Source organism: Brevibacterium metallidurans (assembly GCF_037101285.1).
GTDB classification, from domain to species: Bacteria; Actinomycetota; Actinomycetes; order Actinomycetales; family Brevibacteriaceae; genus Brevibacterium; species Brevibacterium metallidurans.
Genome location: NZ_BAAAAF010000003.1, coordinates 305,968 through 320,456, shown reverse-complemented (window position 1 = coordinate 320,456; position 14,489 = coordinate 305,968). Strand labels below are relative to the sequence as shown.

The window sequence follows — 14,489 nt, the reverse complement described above, 5'->3', positions numbered from 1 at the left end:
AGGCGCACAGTCCTAATTCACTCATCTCTATGAGTACAAACACTCATTTGTGTTACAGTGAGGGTACACAGCACAGTCCGAACGATTGGGATCGCGATGAACGCTGAGGCCGCACCAGACCTCGATCGGGCGCTGCGCGCGCTCGCCGACGGGAACCGTCGGGCCATCCTGGCAGCGATCCGCACTTCCCCGAAACCGGTGGGGACGATCGCCGAGGAGCTCGGCCTCTCCCAGCAGACGACGTCGCACCACCTCGGCGTGCTGCGGAAGGCGGGACTGACCGTCGGCACCCGGGAGGGCACGCGGCACCTCTTCGCGGTGAGCACCGACGGCCTCGCTGCGGTGCGCACGTACCTCGATGACTTCTGGCCCACCAAGCTCTCCGCCCTCAAGGCCGCCGTGGAGAGTGATCATGGCTGAGTTCACCGATTCTATCGACATCGCCGCCCCACCCGAGGCCGTCTTCGCCTATCTCACGACGAACGAGGGGATGACGGCGTGGATGGGTGAGTTCGCCGACCTCGACCCTCGCCGAGGCGGTCAGTTCGCCGTCGACATCGCCGGCCATCCCGTCCGCGGTGAGTTCCTCGACGTCGATCCCCACAGCCGCGTCGTCGTCTCGTGGGGGTTCGCCGGCAGCGACGATCTGCCCGCCGGCGCCTCGACCGTCGAATTCCGGCTCACTCCGACCTCGGCGGGCACGCGCGTCGATCTCCGGCACTCGGACCTGCCCGAGGTCAGTGTGCCCGGCCATGCGGACGGTTGGTCGCACTTCCTCTCCCGCCTCGTCATCGCCGGGACCGGCGGCGACGCGGGACCCGACACGTGGGTGCCGCTGCCCGACCGCCCGCACTGACTCCGCCCGATCCGACGGAAGACTATTCACAGGAACTGGGAACACCGAGAGATGAGGAGAATCCCATGGCCGAGACCACCGCATACGACACCGTGAGGAAGTATCACGAGGCCTGGACGAACGGCCGCGTCGATGAGGCGATGGAGCACGTCGCCGAGGACATCGCGTGCCGCGCCCCCGGCATGGACATCGCCGGCAAGGACGCCTACCGGCAGTTCATCGGCGGCTTCGCCCCCATGCTCACCGGCATCGAGGAGGTCACCGACTTCTCCGACGGCGATCAGGTCGCCCTCTTCTACTACCCGCAGACCGCTGCGACGTCGACGACTCCGGCCGCTGAGCTCTTCACGGTCCGGGACGGTCTGATCACCGAGAGCCTGCTCATGTTCGACCGGCTCTCCTACGGTCCGCCGAACCCGTCATGATCGACGTCGACGCGTGCACACCAGTGAGGAGTGAGCGATGACTCCCGAACAAGGAGCCCTCGTCGACCGACTCCGTGCCCTGCTCGCCGACGAGCCGGCGGTGCGCGAGGTCGCGATGTTCGGCGGTCGGTCGTTCATGGTCAGCGAGAAGATCGCCGTGAGTGGACTCAAGTCCGGCAGCCTGCTCGTGCGCATCGACGCCGACCGTCACGACGAGCTCGTCGGCCGGCCGGGTGCTCGGCAGGCCGAGATGGGTGCCGGACGGACGATGGGTCCGGGGTGGATCGACGTCGCTGCCACGGCGATCGGCGACGACGCCGGGCTGAGCGCGTGGGTCGATGCGGCCCTCGAGCACAACCGGGCCGTCACCGGAACGCGCGGCTGATCCCGGCACGCAGCTGCCCCAGCTGGATCCAGATGAGGAAGCGCTGAAGCGGCCGCAGGACCAGCCCGAGGAGGCGGCGGACGAGGCTGGTCGAGGTGCGCACCCACGCGTACTCGATGTGCAGTTGGGTGCCGCCGGCCGCCGGTTCCAGGGCGATCGACGTGCGTCGGGCGTTGGCCCGCGCAGCATCGGGGTAGGTGGCCCGCCATTCGATGAACCGCGGTTCATCGGCCTCGACGACCTCCACTCGCTGGTTGACCACGTGGGGCTTGACGGTGACCGGCGTCCCATCGCGCCGGGTCGAGCGCGTTCGAGCAGCCCACGACTGACCCGCCGAGGTGGCAGCGGCGCCGTCCTCAACGGCGTCGATCGTCGGATCCCAGTCGGGCAGTCGCGAGGCGTCCGAGATCAGGCGCCACACGTCATCGATCGGCGCCGGGACGAACGCCGCAGCCGTGCCCGACAGCGCATCCGCACTCGTCGAGCCCGAACGCCGGTCCGACAGACGCTCAACTCTGTCGAGCTCGGCGAGCACAGCCTCGGGCGAGGTGCCCAAACGCTGGAGAATCGATTCGATCATGCCGCTCGGTTCGACGACGAGGTCGCGCAGCACCGCGGCCGCGTCACCTCGCTTGCCGGAGCTGTTCGCGGACTGGAGGATCCTCACCGCACGGTCACCCCACTCGTAGCCCTCGGTCTCGTGGAAGACGATACGGCCGGGCTCGGGCGGGTCCATGCGGATTCCGAGTCCGGCGAGCTGTTCGGCATGCTGCGCGGCAACCGCCTCCCGGGCGTCGTCGATCGTGATGCCGAGACTGCGCAGCACCTGACCGGCGGTCTGCTCGCTGACGGTGAGCGCGAGGAACAGGTGGTCGATGTCGGCTTCACGCTGGCCGACGCGCGAGGCTTCCTCCATCGCCGTGATCGACAGCGAGTACGACGTCGATGCGGAATCGGTGAACCTGCTCATCGGGCCCTCCTGGGGACGGGGATCGTCGGATCGATCCTCTTCGCGTACTTCTTGTGCACCGCCTGCCGGGAGACGCCGAGCGCGTCGGCGACGTCCTGCCAGCTCATCCCGGCTCGCAGTCCGGCTTCGACCTGGGCGAGTTCGAGGCGTTCGGTGAGTGCGCGCAACGATGACACTGCCCGCAGCCCCGCCCGGGGGTCACTCGTGTCGGCCGCGACATCGGCGATCTGTGTCGATTCCATGTCTGTCAATTTACGTTGCTAACGCGCCGCCTGTCAACCATTGTTGCTTACCGGCGGTCGCTTCCCGCGGGCTCAGCGGACCTCTACAGTGGGCTCATGAGCTCAACCGCCGACCTCACCGTTCGCCCTGTGACCGCTTCCGACGAGTCCCGCTGGAAGGAGCTCTTCCGCGGCTACCGGGAGTTCTACAAGCTCCCCGAGTCCGAGGACGTCGTCGAGCGCGTCTGGGGATGGCTGATGGATCCGTCCCATGAGTGCGAAGGACTCGTCGCCGAGGCGGATGGGCGGATCGTCGCGATCGCCGACTACCGACGATTCTCCCGTCCATCGACGGGGACCGTCGGCCTCTGGCTCGACGACCTCTTCACCGACCCAGAAGCCCGCGGCACCGGGGCCGGTCGCGCGCTCATCGCCCGGCTGCAGGAGATCGCGGCCGAGGAGGGGCGTTCGGTCGTCCGGTGGATCACCGCCGACGACAACACGCAGGCACAGGCCCTCTACGACCAGGTCGCGACGAAGACGAACTGGCTCACCTACGACGCGGCACCGGTTGCCGAGTAGACCACTCGGAACTGCTCGCACACGACGGGCGACGCCGCCCGCGCTCCCGCCCAGAAATCGGCAAGCCTCGTGTCGTCCATGGACCGACCCTACCCCGGTAGTCTTGCTTCCATGCTCGTGTCAGACCTCGTGCGTCTCGTCGGCGCTGCGATCAGCCTCATCGGCCTCGGCCTCGTCATGGGCATCAGTCCGACGACGATCGCCGTGTCCTTCCGGGTCCTCACCGATGTTCCCCGCGCCAAGCGCGCGATGGGTTTCATGCTCCTCGGACTCATCCTCGGTGCCACGGTCATCCTCCTCGCCCTCCAGGTCATCGACCCACACACGCTCGAGACCCTCGTCAGTCGCGACATCGAGAAGGTCCTCGTCCGTCACAGCGTCGACCTCGCCGCCGGCGCCCTCTTCCTCACCGCCGGCATCATCATGGCCGTGCGGCTGCGCCGACCTCCGAAACCGAAGAGGCCGCACAGGAAGCCCACCGGCAAAGCCGGGGCGATGGTCCTCATCGGCATCTCGAACACCGTCATCAGCTTCAGCGACTTCGCGACGATGTACATGGTCGCCCGCATCGTCCGCGCCGTGAGCGAGGACATCATCATCCGCGGCATCGTCTACCTCGTCTTCATCGCCGCGATGATCGCCCCCTACGTGCTCCTCACCTGGGCATGGAACCGCTTCCCGAAGGTCTCTGCGAAACTCTCTGCGTTCTTCACCCGCATCGCGAACGCGAACCTCCGCCCCTGGGCGACCGCGCTCACGCTGCTCGCCGCCGTCATCTTCCTCGCGATGGGCATCTGGGGCGAACCGCGCCTATAGGACGCGAACGCCGCTCACGCCACTCGGGCTGCCAGTCGCACCCGCAACCCGTCGAGAAGGGCAGCGAGCCCGAGCTCGAACGACGGCTCCGCCCCGTACGAGTCGGCATTGTGAGCGGCGAGCGCCGCATGGACGGCAGGGAACTGCTCATCGGCGGCCTCCTGCGCGAGGAGGTCACCGGGGGCGACCATGTCGAGCGCCGACCCGAGCACATGCGCCTCAACCGTGCGGACGACCGCGATGACCTCGGACTCCGGCCAACCGCCTCGGCGCAGGCCCGCGACGACCGCGTCGTACATCGCATACGTCGACCGGTCCCGGATCGAGGTCGTCGCGAGCAGGCGGATGAGGTTGGGGTGGGCGGCGAAGACCCGCAGGTACGAACGCGCCCACACCTCGATTGCCTCGTCCCAGGCCAGACCCGACGACTCGGCGAAGGCGCTGACGTCGATGCCCGTGACGATCCGCGCGCGCATCGCCTCGATGAGGTCATCGCGCCCGCTGACGTGGTTGTAGAGCGAGGAGACCTGGCGGTCGACCCGATCGGCGAGGACGCGCATGGACAGCGCCTCGGCCCCCTCGACATCGACGAGATCGAGGGCGGCACTGACAAGCCGGTCCCGATTGAGTCGCATGATCACCACTTCCCCTGACTCCGTGAAGAGTGTATCGTGCTGAGGGTCACAAATACGAACACTGTTCGTACGCAATGGAGCGAAAGGGAGTCCTGTGACGACAACCCATTTCTCAGGCGGCACGATCTGGCGCGGTGCGAGCAGCGAGCCCAGTGACGCCCTCCTCATCAGTGACGGCATCGTCATCGCCGTCGGGGCGACCGACGTCGCGGCCCGCCTCGGCGAACTTCCCGCCGACACCGCAGTCGAACACGTCGACCTTGCCGGCGGGTTCCTCATGCCGTCCTTCGGCGACGGGCACGCGCACCCGATGTTCGGCGGGCTCGAGGCCGCAGGCCCCCAGGTCCGCAGATGCACCTCGGTGGATGAGATCGTCGCGGAGGTCCGACGCTGCGCCGAGGCGAACCCCGAGGCCGACTGGATCGTCGGCGCCTCGTACGACGGCAGCCTCGTCGAGGGCGGACTCTTCGACGCCCGCTGGCTCGACGAGGCGGTGGCCGACCGTCCGGTCGTCCTCCGCGCGTGGGACTACCACACGGTGTGGTGCAACTCCAGGGCGCTCGAGCTCGCCGGCATCACCGCCGACACCCCCGACCCCGTCCTCGGCGAGATCCCCCGCCTGCCCGACGGCTCCCCGCTCGGCATCCTCCGCGAATGGGGTGCCGTCGACCTCATCGACGCCGTCCGCCCACCCCAGTCCGAAGACGACCGCCTCCGCGCGCTCGACCGCGCTGCCCGCTACCTCCTCGACCGCGGGGTGACGTGGGTCCAGGACGCGTGGGTCGAACCCGCCGACGTCGACACCTACCTCACCGCCGCGAGGTCCGGCGACCTCGGCATCCGCGTCAACCTCGCCCTCTACGCCGACCCCCGGCACTTCGCCGAACAGCTGCCGGGCATGGTCGCCTCCCGTGCGCGAGTCCGCGCCGCCGGGTCTGACCTGCTCACCGCGGAGACCGTGAAGTTCTTCGCCGACGGCGTCGTCGAGAACGAGACCGGTGCCCTCCTCGAACCGTACTGCTCATCCCTGCACAACCACGGCATGCGCGTGTGGGAGGGTGACTCCCTCGCCGAGGCGGTCACCGCCGTCGACGCCGAGGGCTTCCAGATCCACATCCACGCGATCGGCGATGCCGCCGTCCGACAGGCCCTCGATGCGATCGAGACCGCGATCACCATCAACGGTCCCCGCGACCGCCGCCCCGTCATCGCGCACGCCCAGCTCGTCGACGCAGCCGACCTGCGCCGCTTCGCCGAGCTCGGGGTCATCGCGACCATGCAGCCGCTCTGGGCACAGCTCGATGCGCTCATGACCGTGCTCACGGTCCCCCGTCTCGGCGAGGATCGGGCCGATGAGCAGTACCGGATGCGCTCGATCCTCGACTCCGGAGCGAGACTCGCCTTCGGCTCCGACTGGCCGGTCTCCTCCGGAGCCCCGCTCGAGGGGCTTGCGATCGCCACGAGCAGGCGCACCGCCGACGGCGAACCGGCAGGCGGATGGACACCTGATGAGATCGTCGGCATCGGGCCCGCCCTCGACGCGTACTCTCAGTCCGTGGCCCATCAGGCCTTCGCCGACCGCGCGCCGACACCCTGGGGTGAGATCCGTCCCGGGGCGAGCGCCGACCTCGTCATCCTCGACGCCGACCCGCGCACGCTCACCGCCGCGGAACTCGCAGCCCTGCGCGTGCGCGCCACCTACCTGCGCGGCAGCCTCGCCGCCCCGACAGTCTGACCGGAAGGACCGTCATGTCCGACGACCACGGCACCACCGCTCCCGCCGAGACCGGGCATCTGCGCCGCGCCCTCGGCGTTCCCTCACTCGTCTTCTTCGGCCTCGTCTACATGGTCCCGCTCACGGTGTTCACGACCTACGGCATCGTCACCGAGATCACCGGCGGGCGCGTGCCGCTCGCCTATGTCATCACCCTCGTCGCGATGGTCTTCACCGCCCGCTCGTACGCGAAGATGGCCGGCGAGCTGCCCTTCGCCGGCTCCGCGTACACGTACACGCAGAAGACCTTCGGCGCCGGCGTCGGCTTTGTCGCCGGGTGGGCGCTGCTGCTCGACTACCTCTTCCTGCCGATGATCAACTACCTCGTCATCGGCCTCTATCTCAATGCCGCCCTGCCGATGGTCCCCTCGTGGGTCTTCGTCCTCGTCGCCATCGTCCTCGTCACGATCCTCAACATCATCGGCATCGTCTCGGTGGCGCGCGCGAACATCGTCATCATCGCCGCCCAGGGGATCTTCATCCTCACCTTCGCCGTCCTTTCCTTCGCCACCATTTCGGGCTCGGGTTCGGTCGATCTCGCCGCCCCGTTCACCGGCGACGGCACCGTCGACGGGTTCGGGGCCGTCATGGCCGGTGCCGCGATCCTCTGCCTGTCCTTCCTCGGCTTCGACGCCGTCTCGACGCTGTCGGAGGAGGCGAAGGATCCCAAGCGCTCGGTGCCGCGGGCGATCGTCATCGCCACGCTCACCGGCGGGCTCATCTACATCGTGCTCTCGTTCATCGCCCAGCTCGTCTTCCCGTCGAACGCGTTCGCCGACCCCGAGTCCGGTTCGCTCGACGTCATGGCCGCCGCCGGAGGGCAGTTCCTCACGATCTTCTTCACCGCCGCCTACGTCGCCGGCGCCTGCGGGTCGGCACTGACCTCGCAGGCCTCGGTCTCGCGCATCCTCTACGCGATGGGCCGCGACGGGGTGCTTCCGCGCGGGTTCTTCGGGCGCCTGTCGAAGCGCTTCCTCACCCCGGTCTTCGCGACGGTCACCGTCGGCGTCGTCTCCCTCCTCGCGCTCGCTGTCGACCTCACGTTCATCTCGGAGATGGTCAGCTTCGGCGCGCTCATGGCGTTCTCCGCGGTCAACCTCGCAGTCATCAAGCACTTCGTCATCGACAGGGGTCGCCGAGGCGGTCGTGCGATCCTCAGCTACGTCGTCCTGCCCGGCATCGGCTTCGGCCTCACCGTGTGGCTGTGGACGAGCCTGTCCCCGCGCACGCTCATCATCGGGCTGGTGTGGCTGGCCCTCGGCGTCGCCTACCTCGCGTTCGTCACCCGCGGCTTCCGCCGGCCCACACCCTCGCTCGATCTCAAGGAGTGAGGCGCTCGATCTCGCCGAGTGAGGCGCTCGACCTCAAGGAGTATGGCCCCCCGATCACCCGAGGACGCTCAGGTTTCCGTTCCAGCGCGGGTAGTCACTCGACGCCCCGGAGCCGGTGAACTCGATGCTCATCGCGGTGGGGATGTCCGCGTCCTTGAGGATGCTCATCGCCGGCAGGTCGCGCAGGTACGCGGCGTTGGCTTCCTCGAGCGGGAGCTCCGCCTCGGCGGAGGCGAAGGCCGCCGCGAAGGCTTCGTCGTCGAGGTCGGACTCGATCGCCCGGACGGCGAGGTCGAGGTGTTCGGGGGCGCTCATCAGCCGCAGCCCCTGGAGCGCGAGCTCTCGGGCGGGTCGGGGGACGTGCGTCCGGTACCAGGCGAGCCCGTGCTCGCTCACCGCCGCACGGTAGAGGTCGACATAGCTGCTGCGCAGGGCGTCCTGGGAAATCGCGTCGGTGTCATCGACGCGATCGAGTGCACCGGCGACGATTCCGCGGTTGCAGTCGACGAGTTCTGCGGCGGTGCCATCGAGGGCCTCCTGCGTGAGCAGAACGGGGTGGGAGCTGTCCTTCTCACACGAGAGGATGTCGTCGAGCTGGCTGTATTCGATCCGATCGAAGTCGTTCATGCCCCGAGACTAGGACGACGACGTGAATAGCAGGTGACGTGGGTCACTCTCCGGGCAGGCGGCTCTCGACGACCGTGAACTTGGCCGTCCGGGCGAGCTGCACGCTCGGACCGATGAGGTCCTCGAGCCGATCCCGGTAGCGCAGGTGGGAGTTGAAGACGGTGAGCACGCGGCCGCCGGGGGTCAGGTGGGCTGCAGCCGTGCGCATCATCCCCGCCGCCGTGTCCGTCTCGATCGCTGTGCCGTGGTGGAACGGCGGGTTGAGAAGGATGAGGTCGTACGCTCCCCCGAGCGGGTCGTCGGTACCGCCGCTGTCGGTATCGCCGGCATCGGCACCGCTCGCATCGGCGAGGATGATGTCGACGGCCGTTCCGTTGGCCTCCGCCGTCTCCCTCGCCGAGGCGACCGCCGCCTTCGAGACGTCGACGCCGACTCCCGTGTCCGCTCCCGTCACGGCTATCGCCGCTGTGAGCAGCCAGCCGTTGCCCGCTCCGAGGTCGAGGACGGAGGCCGGACGGGCGAGCGCGGGGACTGCATCCGGGGAAGCGGACGCCTCGGCGAGGGCGGTGAGCAGGAGCGATGACCCTTCGTCGGCTTTCGTCCCGGAGAAGCACGCGCCGTGGGCGCTGACCGTGAGCGGTCCGGTCGCGGGCGTGTCGATGACCCCGGTGCGCGGGAAACGGGTGAGCGAGGGGGAGGTCAGGGGGCGGCTGCCGATGATCAGACGGTTCTTCCCCACTCCCGGTGAGACGTCGACGCGACCGAAGGCGCGGGCGAGCTCCTTGTTCACCGCCCGGCTCATCACGTCGCTGCGGCCGATGACGATGAGTGTCGTGACGAGCGGGTGGAGGACGGTGATCGCCTCGGCGAGGGCATGTGTCGCCTTCGGCGCATCGACGACCGCCCAGGTCTCGCCGGGCACGTCCCCGCTCTCGGTGCGCTGTACGTCGGCGAGGTCGGCGACGGGCTCGGCACCCGGGGCTTCCGCGGCGACGTTCCGTGCCTCGTCGAGGCGGTCGTTGTACGTGCGCACGGCGGTGAGCTCGGAGAGCACGCGGGTCTGGAGGCCGAGTGGGTCGTCGACGAGGATGACCTCGTCGGGGGCAGCGCTCGGGGCGGTGAACGTCCCCTCGCTCGACCGTCCGGAGACGTCGAGTTCACCGGTGCGACGCCCGATCACATAGTCGGCGAGCAGCCGCGCCTGGGCGAGCCCCGGGGCGTCGGCGGGCCACGGCATCCGGGCGAGCAGGTCGTCGCGGGTGCGCAGGGCCGCAGAGTCGGAGGCGAGGAGGGAGGCGGGCATCCGCTCAGTCTAATGCGCGCCCGCTCGTGCGCACCTGTCGGCGACCGGGCCCGGCGTGAGATGTGCTACTAATTGAGGGAGCCTCATCCCCCGACGCACCAGGAGAGACCATGACCATTCTCGTCGGCTATTCCCCCTCGCCCGAAGGCAAGGCCGCGGTCGCATTCGGCATCGAGCAGGCTCGCGCCTTCGACGACACCCTCATCGTCCTCAACGCCGGCATCGGGGAGACGCCCGACGAGCACGGAGTCGCGACGAACGCCGACATGGATGAACTCAAGCAGACCCTGCTGAACTCCGAGGTCTCCCACGAGATCCTCCAGTTCCTCCGCGGCAACGACCCCGTCGAGGAGCTCCTGGCCCTCGCCGAGGCGACCGACGACACCCGCATGATCGTCATCGGTTCCCGTCGCCGCTCCCCCGTCGGCAAGCTCATCATGGGTTCGACCGCGCAGCGGATCATCCTCGAAGCCGAGGTCCCCGTCGTCTCCGTCAAGGCCGATCGCTCCCGCTGACGGCTCTCACCGCCGCAGACGCCGACCGATCGGCATCGACCGCGTCCGTGCGGTGACGCTCACTCCCCCGCGATGGCGGCGATGAGGGCGTCGACATCGTCGGTCGTCGTGTCGAAGGCGCACATGAGGCGGACGATGTCCCGCTCGAGCGGCCAGTCGGCGAACGCGAAGCGCTGTCGGGCCCGGGCGGCCACCTCGGCGGGCATGCGGACGAAGACGACGTTGGCCTCGACGGGCTGGACGAGGTCGAGCCCGGGGACACGGCCGGAGGCGGCCACCTCGGCGAGCCTGGTCTCGAGGTACCGCGCCATCGCGTTGGCGTGGTCCGCCGACCTCCGCCACAGGTCCCCGTCGTAGAGGGCGTTGAGCTGCGCGGAGAGGAAGCGCATCTTCGACGACAGTTGGAGGTTCATCTTCCGCAGGAAGCGCATCCCCTGCCCGATCTCGGGGTTGAGGACGACGACGGCCTCAGCGCCGAGGAGGCCGTTCTTCGTCCCGCCGAGGCTGAGGATGTCGACGCCGACGTCCGTGGTCAGGGTGGCGAGGTCGGTGCCGAGGAAGGCGGCGGCATTGCCGAGGCGGGAGCCGTCGACGTGGAGGATCATCCCGTTCGCGTGGGCGTGGTCGGCGATCGCGCGGATCTCCTCGGGCCGGTAGGTCGTCCCCCATTCCGTCGACTGGGAGATGCTCACGCCCAGCGGCTGCGCATTGTGCTCGCTGCCGCGGCCGACCATCGCAGAGGCGATCGACTCCGGGGTGAGCTTGCCGTCGGCGGTCGGGACGGCGACGATCTTGAGCCCGCCGACCTTCTCCGGTGCGCCGGTCTCGTCGTAGTTGATGTGGGCGCTCGCGGCCGTGATGACCGCGGCCCAGCGGGGCAGGGCCGACTGGAGGGCAAGGACGTTGGCGCCGGTGCCGTTGAAGACGGGGAACGCCTGCGCCCGCGCCCCGAAGTGTCCTTCCATGACGCCGTGGAAGTGCGCGGTCCAGGGATCCCCGCCGTAGCCGGGGGTGTGCCCGACATTGGCGTCGATGAGCGCCTGGATGACCTCGGGATGCGCGCCTGCCCAGTTGTCCGAACCGAAGTTGCGGGGGTGGTCGACGGGATCCGTGCTCACGCGGTCGGCAAGGTGCGGCTGCTCGGGCGTGGCGGGTTCGGCCGAGGGGTCGAGGACCTGGTCGGCGGGTGAGGGGGCGTCGTTGCGAGTCTCGTCGTTCACCTGCTCAGCGTATCGCCCTGCCCCACCGCCGTGCAGGCGGGGCCGCGGACCGACATCCCGCCTCGGCGAGTGAGCGGTGAATGGCGGAAGGGGGAGCGATCGACGATCACTCCCCCCTTCCGGCTCAGACGGTCTCAGCCGTCAATCGCGGTCTCAGCTCTCCTCGCTGATCTTCCGGCGACGGACGAGCATGAGCGTCACGGCACCGGCGGCCAGCAGCGCCGCGCCGGCAGCGAGGGTGCCGATGGTCTCGACACCGGTGCGCGGCAGGTCACCGCCGGGGCCCGGGGCCGTCGGCGTCTCGGACGGCGACGGAGCCGGGGCGGTCGGGGTCTCGGTCGGGGCCGGGCTGTCCGTCGGAGTGTCCGTCGGGGCCGGGCTGTCCGTCGGAGTGTCCGTCGGGGCCGGGCTGTCCGTCGGAGTCGGCGATCCCGTGGGCGTCTCGGTCGGGGTCTCAGTCGGAGTCTCAGTCGGGGTGTCGGTCGGGGTGTCGGTCGGGGTCGGGGTGGAGCCCTCGTCACCGTCGCCGGTGCCGCCGCCGCCCTGGCGGACGACCTCGCCCTTCTTGATCACGGTCTCTTCGCCCTCGATCTCGAACTTCGCCGAGTTCGTGTAGGTTCCGGCCTTGCCGCCGTCGGTGACCGTCGTGCGGTAGATGACGGCGTAGACCCAGCCCTCTTCCGAGGTGAAGCTCACGGTCGAGCCGTCCTCGGAGACGGTGTAGAAGTCCTCGGGCTTCGGCCCCCAGCCCACCGGCTGCCCGTTCTCGTTGAACTGGTTCGTGCCGGCCAGACGGGTCTCACCGGGGATGAGTTCGATGTTCTCCCCGCCGAGGTCGGTCACCGTGACCTTCTGGTCGCCCTTCATCCCGCCGGCGGGCGAGGCGATGTTGACGTGCCACTGGATGATGTCGTTCTCGCGGTCGTAGCTGCCCCACTTGTAGGAGTCCTGGCCCTTCCACTCGCATTCGCCCTCGCAGGGTCCGTCGGGCGGAGTGACGGTGACGGTGTCGGAGACCTCACCGAAGTCGTAGGTGACTTCCTTGGTCTCGGTCGTCTCCGTCTGCACGGAGACCCAGAAGTAGAACGTGCCCTTGAGGTTGAGCGGGTTGTCGGCGAGGTACTGCGAGTCGAAGTCGCAGAAGATCTGCGTCTCGGTCACGGTGCACTCGCCCATTGCGACGCCCTCGGGATCGAGGAGGTCGAACGCGTCGACACGGCCCTGCAGTTCGGCAGGCAGGTCGACGACGAAGCCCGCGGGCGTCGTCGGGTTGTCGGGGAGACTCCAGGTGCCGTCGATGCGGGCTACGGAGCCGCTCTTGATCTCGTCCTGCTGGAATTCGAGGGAGTCGATCGAGGCGTTGGTCTGGTACGGCGGCGCAGCATTCGCGGGGATTGCGACCAGTACCGTTGCGAGCAGGGCGAACATCGCGAGGATGGCCGCCCCGACGCGTGGAAGTACGTGCGTCATGGGGATTCCTTTGTATGTTGGACAGCACCGTCGACTATCCGGGAGGGGACCGGAGATCGGTGCTGAGTGGGGACTCAAAGCGAAACATTACAAGTTGGACACGATGATCACAACTTGCACACGAATTCTGCCCAGTCGGCTCTCAGAGATGAGGGGTGCTGCCGGCGGTGATGAGGGTGTGCAGCTGCGGATTCCGCACTTGGAGCACCAAGAACTACCCGTGCACCGGGTGTTTTCAGCGCTGCGGGTGCGGGGTGGAGAACTGCCGGGATGATGTGACGCTCCGGGGATGACGTGACGCTCCGGGGATGACGTGGCGCTGCGGGTGCGGGATGAAGGGGCTGAGGCGAGTGCAGACGGCACGAAGCCCGCCTCCGATGATCGGAGGCGGGCTTCGCAGTGCTGACCGCGGCGACCCGGTCTCAGCGGCCGGGTGTCAGCGGCTCACTTGCCGGCGAGGAGCTCACGCATGAGTTCGGCGGTCTCGGTCGGGGTCTTGCCGACCTTGACGCCGGCGGCCTCGAGGGCCTCCTTCTTCGCCTGGGCGGTGCCCGAGGAGCCGGAGACGATGGCGCCGGCGTGGCCCATGGTCTTGCCCTCGGGAGCGGTGAAGCCTGCGACGTAGCCGACGACCGGCTTCGACACGTTCTCCTTGATGTAGGCGGCGGCCCGCTCCTCGGCGTCTCCGCCGATCTCGCCGATCATGACGATCGCCTCGGTCTCCGGGTCGGCCTCGAACGCCTCGAGGGCGTCGATGTGCGTGGTGCCGATGACCGGGTCACCGCCGATGCCGATCGCAGTCGAGAAGCCGAGGTCACGGAGTTCGTACATCATCTGGTAGGTGAGCGTGCCCGACTTCGAGACGAGCCCGAGCTTGCCCTTCTTCGTGATGTTCGCGGGGATGATGCCGGCCAGCGACTGCTCGGGCGAGATGATGCCCGGGCAGTTGGGGCCGATGATCCGGGTCTTGTTGCCGGCCGCCTGGGCACGCGCCCAGACCTCGGCCGAATCCTGGACCGGGATGCCCTCGGTGATGATGACGAGCAGGCCGATGCCGGCGTCGATCGCCTCGATCGCCGCGTCCTTCGAGAACGCGGGCGGGACGAAGGCGACGGACACGTCGGCACCGGTGGCCTCCATCGCCTCGGCGACGGTCGCGAAGACGGGAAGCTCGATGTCATCGCCGTTCTTGTCGACGTGCTTGACAGTGGTGCCGGCCTTGCGGGCGTTGACGCCGCCGACCACGTTCGAACCAGCCGCGAGCATGCGGGCGGTGTGCTTGGTGCCCTCGCCGCCGGTGATGCCCTGGACGATGATCTTCGAATCGGAATTCAGGAAGATTGACATGGGTATGGAGAC

At 68.7% G+C, this 14,489-nt stretch carries 17 protein-coding genes; 9 read left to right on the top strand and 8 right to left on the bottom strand.

What is annotated here, in order from left to right; translation table 11 throughout:
- Positions 1 to 96: 96 nt before the first annotated feature.
- From AACX88_RS06305 to AACX88_RS06290, 4 genes are all read left to right on the top strand, one after another.
- Positions 97 to 420 (top strand): ArsR/SmtB family transcription factor, encoded by a 324-nt coding sequence (locus AACX88_RS06305; protein ID WP_063249130.1) that lies wholly within the window; start codon positions 97 to 99, stop codon positions 418 to 420.
- Positions 413 to 856, top strand: a complete 444-nt coding sequence (locus AACX88_RS06300; protein ID WP_063249131.1) for an SRPBCC family protein — start codon at positions 413 to 415, stop codon at positions 854 to 856. Before AACX88_RS06305 ends, AACX88_RS06300 begins: the two co-directional genes overlap by 8 nt.
- A 65-nt stretch (positions 857 to 921) precedes the next feature.
- On the top strand, positions 922 to 1,281 hold the full coding sequence (locus AACX88_RS06295; protein ID WP_063249132.1) for a nuclear transport factor 2 family protein: 360 nt from the start codon (positions 922 to 924) through the stop codon (positions 1,279 to 1,281).
- Between the two features lie 37 nt (positions 1,282 to 1,318).
- Positions 1,319 to 1,666, top strand: a complete 348-nt coding sequence (locus tag AACX88_RS06290) for a TfoX/Sxy family protein (protein ID WP_063249133.1) — start codon at positions 1,319 to 1,321, stop codon at positions 1,664 to 1,666.
- On the opposite strand, the gene AACX88_RS06285 is transcribed toward AACX88_RS06290, so the two are convergent.
- Both AACX88_RS06285 and AACX88_RS06280 read right to left on the bottom strand, forming a co-directional pair.
- Positions 1,647 to 2,636, bottom strand: coding sequence for an SRPBCC family protein (locus tag AACX88_RS06285; RefSeq protein ID WP_063249134.1), 990 nt, complete (start codon positions 2,634 to 2,636; stop codon positions 1,647 to 1,649). The genes AACX88_RS06290 and AACX88_RS06285 overlap by 20 nt on opposite strands.
- A complete protein-coding gene (locus AACX88_RS06280) occupies positions 2,633 to 2,878 on the bottom strand; it encodes a hypothetical protein (protein ID WP_009379447.1) in 246 nt (81 codons plus the stop codon). The genes AACX88_RS06285 and AACX88_RS06280 overlap by 4 nt, the downstream gene beginning before the upstream one ends.
- Positions 2,879 to 2,974: 96 nt before the next feature.
- Here AACX88_RS06280 and AACX88_RS06275 point away from each other — a divergent pair, with 96 nt between their 5' ends.
- On the top strand, positions 2,975 to 3,439 hold the full coding sequence (locus AACX88_RS06275) for a GNAT family N-acetyltransferase (RefSeq protein ID WP_063249135.1): 465 nt from the start codon (positions 2,975 to 2,977) through the stop codon (positions 3,437 to 3,439).
- A gap of 111 nt (positions 3,440 to 3,550) precedes the next feature.
- Positions 3,551 to 4,255, top strand: a complete 705-nt coding sequence (locus AACX88_RS06270) for a hypothetical protein (RefSeq protein WP_009379454.1) — start codon at positions 3,551 to 3,553, stop codon at positions 4,253 to 4,255.
- A 14-nt stretch (positions 4,256 to 4,269) separates the two neighbouring features.
- Here AACX88_RS06270 and AACX88_RS06265 read toward each other — a convergent pair whose 3' ends face one another.
- Complete coding sequence (locus tag AACX88_RS06265) at positions 4,270 to 4,890, bottom strand: TetR/AcrR family transcriptional regulator (RefSeq protein ID WP_040342135.1); 621 nt, start codon at positions 4,888 to 4,890, stop codon at positions 4,270 to 4,272.
- Positions 4,891 to 4,984: 94 nt separating this feature from the next.
- Between AACX88_RS06265 and AACX88_RS06260 the strand changes: the two genes are divergently transcribed.
- Both AACX88_RS06260 and AACX88_RS06255 read left to right on the top strand, forming a co-directional pair.
- Entirely contained in the window at positions 4,985 to 6,625 is a 1,641-nt protein-coding gene (locus AACX88_RS06260) for an amidohydrolase (protein WP_009379458.1), read from the top strand.
- A 14-nt stretch (positions 6,626 to 6,639) separates the two neighbouring features.
- Positions 6,640 to 7,995, top strand: a complete 1,356-nt coding sequence (locus tag AACX88_RS06255) for an APC family permease (RefSeq protein WP_009379459.1) — start codon at positions 6,640 to 6,642, stop codon at positions 7,993 to 7,995.
- A 54-nt stretch (positions 7,996 to 8,049) separates the two neighbouring features.
- On the opposite strand, the gene AACX88_RS06250 is transcribed toward AACX88_RS06255, so the two are convergent.
- Positions 8,050 to 8,622 carry a hypothetical protein gene (locus AACX88_RS06250; protein ID WP_144589027.1) on the bottom strand — a complete coding sequence of 191 codons (573 nt, stop codon included), beginning with the start codon at positions 8,620 to 8,622 and terminating at the stop codon, positions 8,050 to 8,052.
- A 43-nt stretch (positions 8,623 to 8,665) separates the two neighbouring features.
- Positions 8,666 to 9,925, bottom strand: coding sequence for a class I SAM-dependent methyltransferase (locus AACX88_RS06245; RefSeq protein ID WP_063249136.1), 1,260 nt, complete (start codon positions 9,923 to 9,925; stop codon positions 8,666 to 8,668).
- 110 nt (positions 9,926 to 10,035) lie between these two features.
- On the opposite strand from AACX88_RS06245, the gene AACX88_RS06240 reads away from it, so the two are divergent.
- Complete coding sequence (locus AACX88_RS06240; protein WP_009379462.1) at positions 10,036 to 10,440, top strand: universal stress protein; 405 nt, start codon at positions 10,036 to 10,038, stop codon at positions 10,438 to 10,440.
- A gap of 59 nt (positions 10,441 to 10,499) precedes the next feature.
- On the opposite strand, the gene AACX88_RS06235 is transcribed toward AACX88_RS06240, so the two are convergent.
- The 3 genes from AACX88_RS06235 to sucD form a co-directional block, all read right to left on the bottom strand.
- A complete protein-coding gene (locus tag AACX88_RS06235) occupies positions 10,500 to 11,660 on the bottom strand; it encodes a threonine aldolase family protein (protein WP_339392221.1) in 1,161 nt (386 codons plus the stop codon).
- A gap of 153 nt (positions 11,661 to 11,813) precedes the next feature.
- Complete coding sequence (locus AACX88_RS06230) at positions 11,814 to 13,130, bottom strand: collagen binding domain-containing protein (protein WP_101624894.1); 1,317 nt, start codon at positions 13,128 to 13,130, stop codon at positions 11,814 to 11,816.
- 444 nt (positions 13,131 to 13,574) lie between these two features.
- Positions 13,575 to 14,477: a succinate--CoA ligase subunit alpha gene (gene sucD / locus AACX88_RS06225; protein WP_144589031.1), complete on the bottom strand. Its 903-nt coding sequence runs from the start codon at positions 14,475 to 14,477 to the stop codon at positions 13,575 to 13,577.
- Positions 14,478 to 14,489: the final 12 nt, after the last annotated feature.